At 61.7% G+C, this 11,033-nt stretch carries 8 protein-coding genes and 2 pseudogenes; 7 read left to right on the top strand and 3 right to left on the bottom strand.

The genetic code is table 11. The annotated features are described in order from the left end of the window. Window positions 1–19 precede the first annotated feature (19 nt). The 3 genes from HX851_RS15715 to HX851_RS15705 all read right to left on the bottom strand — a co-directional run bounded on the left by HX851_RS15715 (window position 20) and on the right by HX851_RS15705 (window position 3,308). Window positions 20–1,726, bottom strand: a complete 1,707-nt coding sequence (locus tag HX851_RS15715) for a ShlB/FhaC/HecB family hemolysin secretion/activation protein (protein WP_177065805.1) — start codon at window positions 1,724–1,726, stop codon at window positions 20–22. Between the two features lie 156 nt (window positions 1,727–1,882). Continuing rightward, on the bottom strand, window positions 1,883–2,410 hold the full coding sequence (locus tag HX851_RS15710; protein ID WP_177065807.1) for a hypothetical protein: 528 nt from the start codon (window positions 2,408–2,410) through the stop codon (window positions 1,883–1,885). 373 nt (window positions 2,411–2,783) lie between these two features. After that, window positions 2,784–3,308: a hypothetical protein gene (locus HX851_RS15705; RefSeq protein WP_177065809.1), complete on the bottom strand. Its 525-nt coding sequence runs from the start codon at window positions 3,306–3,308 to the stop codon at window positions 2,784–2,786. Window positions 3,309–3,489: 181 nt separating this feature from the next. Between HX851_RS15705 and HX851_RS45465 the strand changes: the two are divergent. The 7 genes and pseudogenes from HX851_RS45465 to glgA all read left to right on the top strand — a co-directional run. Then, window positions 3,490–4,779, top strand: a pseudogene (locus HX851_RS45465) (cache domain-containing protein); the annotation flags it as partial. 333 nt (window positions 4,780–5,112) lie between these two features. Further along, window positions 5,113–5,640: pseudogene (locus tag HX851_RS45460) on the top strand (methyl-accepting chemotaxis protein); the annotation flags it as partial. Window positions 5,641–5,776: 136 nt separating this feature from the next. Beyond that, window positions 5,777–6,241 carry an SRPBCC family protein gene (locus HX851_RS15695; protein ID WP_177060751.1) on the top strand — a complete coding sequence of 155 codons (465 nt, stop codon included), beginning with the start codon at window positions 5,777–5,779 and terminating at the stop codon, window positions 6,239–6,241. Between the two features lie 174 nt (window positions 6,242–6,415). Beyond that, window positions 6,416–6,862 (top strand): DUF411 domain-containing protein, encoded by a 447-nt coding sequence (locus HX851_RS15690; protein WP_177060753.1) that lies wholly within the window; start codon window positions 6,416–6,418, stop codon window positions 6,860–6,862. Window positions 6,863–6,967: 105 nt separating this feature from the next. After that, window positions 6,968–7,987, top strand: coding sequence for an alpha/beta fold hydrolase (locus tag HX851_RS15685; protein WP_177060755.1), 1,020 nt, complete (start codon window positions 6,968–6,970; stop codon window positions 7,985–7,987). Window positions 7,988–8,002: 15 nt separating this feature from the next. Beyond that, the gene (locus HX851_RS15680) at window positions 8,003–8,956 is read left to right on the top strand and encodes a D-2-hydroxyacid dehydrogenase family protein (RefSeq protein ID WP_177065813.1); all 954 of its coding nucleotides are present in this window, start codon (window positions 8,003–8,005) and stop codon (window positions 8,954–8,956) included. Window positions 8,957–9,457: 501 nt separating this feature from the next. Next, entirely contained in the window at window positions 9,458–11,023 is a 1,566-nt protein-coding gene (gene glgA / locus HX851_RS15675; protein WP_177060759.1) for a glycogen synthase GlgA, read from the top strand. The last annotated feature ends 10 nt before the right edge of the window (window positions 11,024–11,033 follow it).

The following is an 11,033-nucleotide window of genomic DNA, read 5'->3' as shown; positions in this document are numbered from 1 at the left end:
AATCAGATACAACGGAAAATTAAAGGAAGAAATCCAGGCGGAAGTAGATCGGCGCTTCACGCTCGGTGATCGGCCCCGGTCTTTCCAGGGAATGGGCAAAGGTCACGGTGGCCGCCACGTGTTGCCCGCGGGCAAACAGTTCCAGCGAGTCGCTGGTCATGCGCCCGTGCTGCTCGGCGTTGTAGCGGTCGCGACGGATCACGCCCTGGTCGTAGCCGAGGCTGGTGCCGTACTCGGCGAACACCGGACGCATCCAGTCCCAGGTCACCGGACGGGTCCAGCGCAGGTCATTGCGCCAGTAACCGCCGCTGTCGCCGGACAGGGTCTGGTCCTTGTAGCCGCGAATCGACGACTGCCCGCCCAGGCTCATGCGCTGTGAGCTGAACAGCACGTCTTCGCTGCGCTGGCCGGTCATCAGGCTGCTGAAGCTGAAGGACTCGCCCCACAGCTTGAACGGCTGCAGGTAGCTCAGCGTCGCGGTGTACTTGCGGTAGCGGGCATCGGCCTGGCCCGGTTTCGGGTCGTGGTTGCCCTGGGCATCGAACGCACCGATGCCGTCCTGCATGCCGAGGTCGACGTTGACGAACGCCCCGCCGATCCGCCGGCCATGGTTGATGCCGAACTGGGCTTCGCTGATGCGGTTGCTGCTGACGTCCAGCTTGCTGTCTTCGATGAAGTTGTTGGTGCGCAGGTAGGACACGCCGGTATTGAGCGAGGTCTTGCTCAGGGCATCGCGGTAGATGACCCGTTCCAGTTTCAACTGGTGGTTCTGGCTGTCGCCGGTCTGCTTGAAGTCGAAACCGCTGGCCTTGGCCAGCGAACGGTATTCGCTTTCGCTGTAGGTGTAGCTGAGGTTCCACCAGCCGAACGGCAGGTTGTAATACAGCATCGCGTTACGCGAGGTTTTCTGGTGATCGCTGAGGGCATCATGGCCGCCACGCAGGGACAGCTGGTCGGCCAACCCCAGGGGGTTGTCCCAGTCAAGGCTGGTGCCCCACTGCTGCTCACCGGTGCTGCGCTGGCCATCGTTGTGCCGGGCCAGTCCGACCCGCCAGGGTTTCTGCGGGTTGTTCTTGACCAGCACCTCGCTGCCGCCGACTTCCTTGCCCGGGGCCAGTTCCATCTGCGCCTGGTTCGACGGCAGGCGATTCAACTGGTCGACCATCTGCTCGATTTCCCGCAGGTTCAGCAGATCGCCCGGCTTGCCGGGAAAAGTCATTGCCAACTGGCGGTCGGAAATACCGCTGCCCTCGTCCCCCTTCAAGCCTTCGAGCCGACCTTCGACCACCAGCACCTTGAGGTTGCCGCTGGACAGGTCCTGCTGCGGCAGATAGGCACGGCTGGTGACCAGGCCTTTCTCGATGTAGCGGTCGGTGATGACCTTGAGCAGCTCATTGAGCTGCGGCACACCCAGGCACTGGCCGATATACGGCTTGAGCAGACGCTCGCGCTCGCCCTCGGACAGCGAGTCGGCGCCCTTGAGCTCGATGGTCTTGATCGGGAAGCAGCGGGTGTCGACCGGAGTCGTCGGCGCCACGGGGGCCGCGGCCTTGCCGGGCAGGTCCTTGAGTTCTTCGAGGCGGCGGCGCTGTTCTTCGAGGAGGCGATCCTGGCGATCGCGGATCAGGTCGGTGACACCGGGGTTATCGGCAGCATGGGCGGTATTCAGGGCAGAAACACACAGCAGCGCAGCGCACAACCTCGTCCCGAAGGCGAGTGGAGACATGATCGATCCCTCGAAATACAGCTGATATCAAAATAGTGGCGCGATGGTAGAGAGACGACTCTATGGCGTCAACAAATGTAGCTGTTTATTTCAGACCGGATACAGACGCGAAAAAGCCCCCGTTCCGACCAGAACGGAGGCCTTCTGGCAAGCGGGTCAGGCCCTGGTATTGACCGTCACGGCAGCGCCGGTGCTGCCGAACTGCTGCAGGTTCTGCAGGACGTTGATGGCTTTCTTGTAGGCCGGGACCATGTAGTTGGAGTACTGGTCGTTCTTCAGGTCGCGATCCTGGATGGTATCGATCTGGGTGGCGAAATACTCCAGGGCATTGAAGTTGTCGTCCGGCTTGCTCTGGGTGCCGAACTTGTCGAAATCCTCACCGGCATTGAGCATAAGGCTCGCCGTGAAGGTATCGATCAAGCCGTTATCCTTGAGGAAGGTACTGATCTTGCCCAGTTGGGCAGGGCTGACTTTTTGCGGATCGAAATCCTTGAATTTGGGCCGCAACTTGGCCTTGGCCATTTTCCCGGTGTCGAGCGCCAGCGGGTCTTTGCCGATCGTCTGTAACAACTGCTTTGCCTTGTCACTCTGGATCGTCGATTTTTGTGCTGGACTGGCAGCATCCTGAACGAAGATTCTCAGCCCAGCTGCCGTGGCCCAGGCGCCCACCGTTCCCATACTCATGAGCGGCCTCCCCGGTTCAGGCGCGTGAAAATCCGACCATGCTGCTGACATGCGTGTAAGACGACCATGGACAACATCCCTGAAGATAGATTGAGGAGCCCGGCGTTCTGATCAGACCAGCCTGGCAACGGCTTATATTTCAATTGACCTATAATTTACCTACACAATATTACATTTGGTTACATTTAAACAACCCATGTCGTCAGTTTCGCCATACGACACGCGCATCTGAGCCGTCCCGGAAAAGCCGGGGAGTCGGAAATGAAGTGGGTATCGATCAGGCGGGAGAGGTTATGCGAAACACAGAAAGATAGCGGTTCGATGACCGCGAAACACCCGTTCCAATCAGAAACGGGTGCTGGCAAAAGCCCTGTCAGGCCTTGGTGTTGACCGTCACCGCAGCACCAGTGCTGCCGAACTGCTGCAGGTTCTGCAGGACGTTGATGGCCTTCTTGTAGGCTGGAACCATGTAGTTGGAGTACACGTCCTTCTTCAGGCTGCGCTCCTGGATGGTGTTGATCTGGGTCGCGAAATACTCCAGGGCGTTGAACTTGTCGTCCGGTTTTTTCTGGATCCCGAACTTGTCGAACTCTTCGCCGGCATTGAGCATCAGGCTCGCCGTGAACGTATCGATCAAACCGTTATCCTTCAGGAACGTACTGATCTTGCCCAGTTGCGAAGGCGTCACCTGTTCCGGGTTGAAGTCCTTGAACTTCGGCCGCAGCTTGGCACTGGCCATCTTGATGGTGTCAATCGCCAACGGATCCTTGCCAATCGTGCGCAAAAGCTGCTTGGCCTTGTCGCTCTGGATCTTGGACTTTGCCGCCGGCGTGGCATCCTTGACGAAAATTTTCAGGCCCGCCGCGGTGGCCCACGACCCTACCGTTCCCATGCTCATGAGCGCACTCCCTGGCTGAGGTGGATAAAAATCTGACCCTGCTGGTGACTTGCTGATGAGGCAGTCATAGGAAACATCCCTGAACGATAGGTATAAGAACCCCGGATTCTAGTCAGATCGATCTGACGGACAACCGATATTCCAATTCAGTTACAATTTATCTACATTTCATTACATTCACATGGCCATCCACCCGGACCCGGCCGTAGCTCCCGTCCCAGAGCATTCCGAACTTCTTGTACGACCGTACCTAAAGACCGATCCGATAAAGCCGATAACCTGTCGAAGCCCTGAAAAGCTCCCGAACAATAAAAGCCGCTTTGCAAGGACAGGTCCCATGCCCATGTTCCGTACGATCCAAGCTCGCTACACGCTGTTTCTGGTCCTGTTCATCCTGCTGCTGTTCGTGCTGACCGTCGTCGGCATCAGCCAACTGGTCGCGCCGAAACTGCGGCACACCGAGGAACAGGTGGCACTCAACCGAATTGCCGAAGTGGCGGAACAGATCCAGGGCGAACTGAACAAGGTCCAGGCCCAGCAGCGCAGCATCACCCAGACCATCCCGCTGCTCGACAGCGACGCCATCGACAAGGTCCTGCCGGGCCTGGTGGATCAGTACGGCGAGCTGAAGGTCTTCGGCGGCGGCATCTGGCCCCTGCCCGGCCAGCGCACGCCGGGACAGAACAAGCACAGCACCTTCTGGCACCGCGATGCCAACGGCCAGTTGAAGGTCAACACCTTCTGGAACAGCGCCGAAGCCCCGAACTATTACGACCAGCCCTGGTACAAGGGCGGCATGGCCACCCCACGCGGCCAGTGCGCCTGGGCGGCAGCCTACAAGGACGATGCCAGCCAGGAGCCGCGCACCAACTGTGCCATGGCGATCCAGCGCAATGGCGTGCCTTACGGCGTATCGACCATCGACGTGACCCTGGGCTTCTTCAATGACCTGGTCGCGCGCAAGGAAAAAGACCTCGGCGCAGAGATGCTGATCGTCGAGGCCGACGGCAAGATCATCAGCAACAGCACCCATATCAACAGCCCGGTGGTCCTGAAGAACATCAATGACCTGGCGGGCAACTCGCCCTTCGCCGCCCAGGTCAAGGCCGGCCTGCAGGAGCGCGACAACGGCCGGCGCCGGGTCGAGTTCGATAACGAGGGCATCGCCAGCACCTTCTTCATGCGCCCCATCGAAGGTTCGCCGTGGTTTCTCGCTACCTCGCTGCCGACCCAGTCGATCACCGCCCAACGCGATGACGTGCTCAAGACCCTGAGCCTGCTGCAGATACCGATGATCCTGCTGCTGGTGCTGCTGCAGATCTACGCCATCCGCAAGCTGGTGCAACGCATGCAGGCGCTCAAGGCCAATATCGATGCCCTGTCCAGCGGCGATGCCGACCTGACCCGGCGCATCACCATCCGCGCCGAAGACGAACTGGGTGCCATCGGCCACTCGGTAAACCGCTTTATCGTCTACCTGCAGAACATGATCGGCGAAGTCACCCAGGCCACCGGCGACATGGCCGGCAGCCTGGAAAAACTGCAACAGACCTCGGCCCACACCAACCAGATCCTCACCCGCCATGCCTCGGAAACCGACCAGACGGTGACCGCCATCACCGAAATGAGCAGCACCGCCGAGACCGTTGCGCAGAATGCGGCGCAAACCGCCGCCTTCACCCAGCGCGCCAGTGAACACGCCGATCGTTCGCGGGTGGTGGTGGGCGAAGCGTCCGGCAGCGTGGTCGCGCTGATCGATGAAGTGGCCAGCGCCACGCATAAGGTCGAAAGCATGCAACAGGATGCCCAGCGCATCACCGAGATCCTCGGCGTGATTGGCGCTATCGCCGGGCAGACCAACCTGCTGGCGCTGAACGCGGCCATCGAAGCGGCACGCGCCGGGGAACAGGGTCGTGGTTTCGCGGTGGTGGCCGATGAAGTCCGCGCCCTCGCCGCCCGGACCCAGGCCAGCACCTCGGAAATCAATGAAATGCTGACCCGCCTGACCCAGGGCGTCAGTTCCTCGGTGGCGGCCATGGAAAACACCCAGGCCAGTTGCCAGTCCGCCGCCGATGCCACCGCACGGGTCAACTCGGGGCTGGATGAAATGGCCGGATCCGTCAGCCATATCAACAGCCTGAGCACCCAGATCGCCACGGCCGCCGAGCAGCAGAGCGCGGTGACCGAGGAGATCAACCGCAGCATGGTGCAGATCCGTCATATGGTCGAGGAACTGGTGAACAGCGGCCATGCCACCGACACCAACACCCGCAGCCTGCTGGAAGCCAACAACCGCGTCAGCGTGCTGATGGGCCGCTTCAAGGTCCGTTAGGACTGTACCCCATGGATTCCCCCGCGACCGCCGCGGGGGCGTCTACTGATTGCCATCCAAACGGGTGGAATACCCCCGCATCGCCTATGCTGACTCCTGCTTCGCCCTCCAAACAAGGAATGCAGTAGGAGCCGACATGGAACAGCCCTCTTTCCAGACTTATGCCAAGACTCTCAGTAACGAGATCTATATAGAAGCCGATATCGCGGTGGTCTACGCTTATGTGACCCAGCCGGATCGCTGGCACGAGTGGCACCCGACCTCCGTCAGCGCCGACACCGGTATGGGCGGCTCGCTGCCCAAGGACCATCGTTTCACCGAGGTCATCGACCTGTTGGGGCTGCGGGTCGACATGAATTATCGCGTGGTCCTCGCCGACCCGCCCCATGCCTTCAAGACCGCTTTCACCTCCGCCGTCGTCGACGGCTGCATCCAGTACCAGTTGCGACGCCAGGGACGGGGCACGCACTTCACCCGGACCTTGCAATACATCACCGAACTCAACCTGAGCGGACTGCAGGGCCGCATGATCGACCTTTCGACCCGGGCCATGGAGAACCTCAAGCGCGTCATGGAAACCGCGCAACAGACCCTCGCCTGACAAATTTGTCACCTGCCCCTCAGGTTGCCGACAGCGGCGACGGCGCACCCTGGCTGCCCGTCGTCGCCACCGCCGATTCGCCGCAAGACTGTTTCCGAGTGTTTCGCAAGCCGGACAGCACAGCGTTATCGGCGAGAATATCCAACTCTCACTTCGCTCCCCAGGACGCCCCTCATGAAGAATCCCTTGCGCCTAGCCGCCCTGTCGGCCCTGTTCATCAGCACCCTGGTCCAGGCCGCCGAGCCGCTGTCCATCGACGTGCACCGCGACGCCAACTGCGGTTGCTGCAAACTCTGGATCAGCCATCTGGAGGCCAATGGCTTCAAGGTCAACGACCATGTCGAAACGGACATGAGCGCAGTGAAACAACGCCTGGGCGTCGCGCCACGACTCGCCTCCTGTCACACCGCGGTCATCGACGGCAAATTCGTCGAGGGCCACGTCCCGGCCGAGCAGATCGTTGCCCTGAGCAAGCGCGCCGACCTGCGGGGCATCGCCGTACCGGGCATGCCCATGGGCTCTCCCGGCATGGAAGCGGGTGATCGCCAGGACGCCTTCCAGGTGATCGGCCTGACCAAGTACGGCACCGACCAGGTGATCGCCGACTACCCGGCGCGGTAATACGCGCGGCTCTGGCACAAGGGTAGGCGCACTGGGGGACGCGGGTTTTAATCCAGTGTTAATCGCGCCTGAGCAGCATCGGGCAGATTCTCCTGGAGGTCCCGCATGTCCACTTCACGCTCCCTCGTCCTTGGCAGCCTGTTCCTCGCTGCCTCCCTGCCCGTCCTGTCCCATGCCGCCGAAGGCCCGGCCTACGGCCCGGAGTTGCAAGGCTTCGACTACCCCTACCCGGTTGAGCACTTTGCCTTCCAGTCCCAGGGCAAGTCCCTGCAGATGGGCTACATGGACGTCAAGCCCAGCGGGCCGGCCAATGGCCAGAGCGTGGTGCTGATGCACGGCAAGAACTTCTGCGGCGCCACCTGGGACGAGTCGATCAAGGCCCTGAGCGCCGCCGGCTACCGGGTCATCGCCCCGGACCAGATCGGCTTCTGCACCTCCAGCAAGCCCGACAACTACCAATACAGCTTCCAGCAACTGGCGAGCAATACCCACGCCCTGCTGGAGAACCTCGGCATTCACAGGGCCGTGTTGCTCGGCCATTCCACCGGCGGCATGCTCGCCACCCGCTACGCCCTGCTCTACCCGCAACAGGTCGAGCGCCTGGCGCTGGTCAACCCCATCGGCCTGGAAGACTGGAAAGCCCTGGGCGTGCCCTACCGTACCGTCGACCAATGGAACGAGCGCGAGTTGAAACTGACCGCCGAGAGCATCCGCAACTACGAACGCAGCACCTACTACGCCGGCCACTGGAAACCTGAATTCGACCGCTGGGTCGATATGCTCGCCGGCCTGAACAAGGGCCCCGGACACGTCGCGGTGGCCTGGAACTCGGCGCTGATCTACGACATGATCTTCACCCAGCCGGTGTACTACGAATTCAAGGACCTGCAGATGCCCACCCTGCTGCTGATCGGCACTGCCGATACCACGGCGATCGGCAGCGATATCGCGCCGCCGGCGGTCAAGGCCCGCATCGGTCACTATGACGTGCTCGGCAAGCAGGTGGCGAAGCTGATCCCGCATTCGACACTGGTGGAGTTCCCCGGCCTGGGCCATGCGCCGCAGATGGAAGAGCCGGCCCGCTTCCACAAGGCCCTGCTCGGCTGGTTGGCCGCCAAACAATAAAAGAGGAAAGAGGCAATGACGTTGCAGATTGCGGTAATCGATGACTGGCAAGGCGTGGCCGGCGATGTGGTGGACTGGTCGGCGCTCGATGGTGTTGGCCAGGTGCACTTCCTCCACGACTACCCGGCCGACCACGGGGTCATGGCCGAGCGCCTGGCGGGCTTCGACGTGATCTGTGTGATGCGCGAACGCAGCACCTTCGACGAAGCCCTGCTGCAGCAGTTGCCGCGCCTGAAATTGCTGGTGACCGGCGGCATGCGCAATGCCGCCCTGGATATCAAGGCCGCCACCGCCCTGGGCATCCAGGTCTGCGGCACCGACAGCTACAAGCACGCCGCCCCGGAACTGACCTGGGCGCTGGTCATGGCCTTGAGCCGCAATCTGCTCAAGGAAGCCAACTCCCTGCGCGCCGGGAACTGGCAACAGGGCCTGGGCAACGACCTGTATGGCAAGACCCTGGGCATTCTCGGCCTGGGCAGCATCGGTCAGAAAATCGCCCGCTACGGCCAGGCATTCGGCATGCGGGTGATCGCCTGGAGCGAAAACCTCACGCCTGAGCGCGCCGCCGAATCGGGTGTGGAATACGTCAGTAAACAGACCCTGTTCGAACAGGCCGACCTGCTGTCCGTGCACCTGGTACTCAGCGATCGCTCCCGCGGCCTGGTGGATGCAAAGGCGCTGGGCTGGATGAAGCCTTCCGCGTACCTGATCAATACCGCGCGCGGGCCGATCGTCGACGAACAGGCGCTGGTCGCGGCGCTCGAAAACGGTCGGCTGGCCGGTGCCGCCCTGGACGTCTTCGAACAGGAGCCGCTGCCGACCGACCACCCGTTGCGCACCCTGGACAATGTCCTGGCAACGCCCCATGTGGGTTATGTCAGCCAGAACAACTACCGGATGTTCTACAGCCAGATGATCGAGGATATCCAGGCCTGGGCCGCCGACAAGCCGATCCGCGTGCTCGGCTAGACCGTTGTGCAGTCGTGCCCGTTATCCCCGCGGGCACGACTGCACCGGGCCCACGCACTTTTTTTGCGCCTGCCGCGCCCCTTCCTCGAACACCCGCCCTATCCGCCTGCGCCAATCGAGTGCGATCGATCACGAACGATCGTTCCAGAAAAAATCTCCAAACGTCGGCCCATATATCCGTCCGGCGATTTTTTTCAGTTTGTCGTCTAAACAAGGCCCTTCGCATGGGCAACATCTCTCCTACACTGATTTTCGGGCCTACTGACCGCTCAGTCATTTCGGCGAAAAAAAGTCGAAACTTCTGAAACCGCGGTCGGTCAGGTTAAAGGTAAGGCGTCTGTTGCGGGTGTCATGGGCACAGGCGCTTCCCACCCTTTCTTGTTCCGGTGCATTGCGCGCTATTCGCCCAATTGCCCTGAATGGGTGTGTCCGACCAAAGGACGTGGTTTCGGCACGCTGTATGAAAGGCATGGATCAGATCAAATAAAACGGGAGAGGCACATGATCAGCGCTGCGTTGGAAATTCAGGGAGAAGGTTTGATTCAGGCCAGCGAGTCGGTCCCCGTGTCGACCCCCTTGACCGGAGGGAAGCCGTTGTCACCGGCAATAGCCGTCAACCCCAACAAGAAGAAAGTGTTGTTTGTCACCTCCGAATTCGCCGACCTGGTCAAGACCGGCGGCCTGGGCGACGTCTCCGCCGCCCTGCCACGGGCGATGCACCACCTGCATGATGTCCGGGTGCTGATTCCCGGCTACCCGCAAGTGCTGCACAGCGACAACCCGATCCATATCGTCGGTGAGCTCGGGGGTCATGCCGCCCTGCCACCCTGCAGGATCGGCCGCATGGACATGCCCGACGGTCTGGTGATCTACGTGCTGATCTGCCCCGAACTGTTCGAGCGCGAAGGCACGCCCTACGGTGCCAACAACGGCCGCGACTGGCCGGACAACCATATCCGCTTTGCCCGCCTGGGTCTGGCCGCCGCCGATATCGCCGCCAACCTGGCGCAGATCCACTGGACCCCCGACCTGGTCCACGCCCACGACTGGCCCGCCGGCCTGGCTCCGGCCTACATGCACTGGCGCGGCCAGCGTACGCCAACGCTGTTCACCATCCACAACCTCGCCTACCAGGGCGTGGTCAGCCTGGCCTGCTGCCCGGAACTGGGGATCCCGCCCCACGCCCTGCAACAGGAAGGCATGGAGTTCTACGGCAAGCTGTCGTTCCTCAAGGCCGGCATGGCCTATTCCAGCCATATCACCACGGTCAGCGCCACCTACGCCGAGGAAATCACCACCCCGGAGTTCGGCTGCGGCCTCGACGGTTTCCTCGCCAGTAAAACCTATCAGGGCCTGCTCAGCGGTATCCCCAACGGTATCGATGAAAGCTGGGATGCGGCCACCGACAGCCATCTGGTCTGCCCGTTCAATATCGGCGACTGGGACGGCAAGGCGGCCAATGCCGCTCATGTGCGCCAGCTGTTCGGCCTCGAACCCTCCAGCGGTCCGCTGTTCGCCGTGGTGTCGCGACTGGTCTACCAGAAGGGCCTGGACCTGACCGAAGCGGTCAGCGAGTTTATCGTCCGCGCCGGCGGCCAGATCGCAATCATCGGTCGTGGCGAACCGGAAGAAGAACAGGCCATGCGCCAGCTGGCCCTGCGTTTCCCCGGCCAGATCGGCGTACGCATCGGTTTCAATGAAACCGATGCGCGGCGCATGTTCGCCGGCAGCGATTTCCTGCTGATGCCTTCACGTTATGAACCCTGCGGCCTGAGCCAGATGTATGCCCAGCGTTTCGGCTCGTTGCCGGTGGCACGCAATACCGGCGGCCTGGCCGACACCATCGAGAACGGCGTGACCGGCTTCCTCTTCGACGAATCCACCGTGGAAAGCTACGAAGAAGCCCTGCGCCGGGCCTTCAAGGTCTTCGCCTATCCTCCATTGCTCAACGCCATGCGCTGCCGGGCGATGGCCGCGCCGTTCAACTGGTGCAAGGCGGTGGAACCCTACGCGCAACTGTATGAAACCTTGGTGACCAACTCCCGGAGCAGATCGGGCAAGCACTGAGGAGGCCGCC

Origin of the sequence: Pseudomonas gingeri (assembly GCF_013385635.1) — a bacterium.
GTDB classification, from domain to species: domain Bacteria; phylum Pseudomonadota; class Gammaproteobacteria; order Pseudomonadales; family Pseudomonadaceae; genus Aquipseudomonas; species Aquipseudomonas gingeri_A.
The sequence above is the reverse complement of the archived record's forward strand: the minus strand, read 5'-3'. Positions and strand labels throughout refer to the sequence as shown.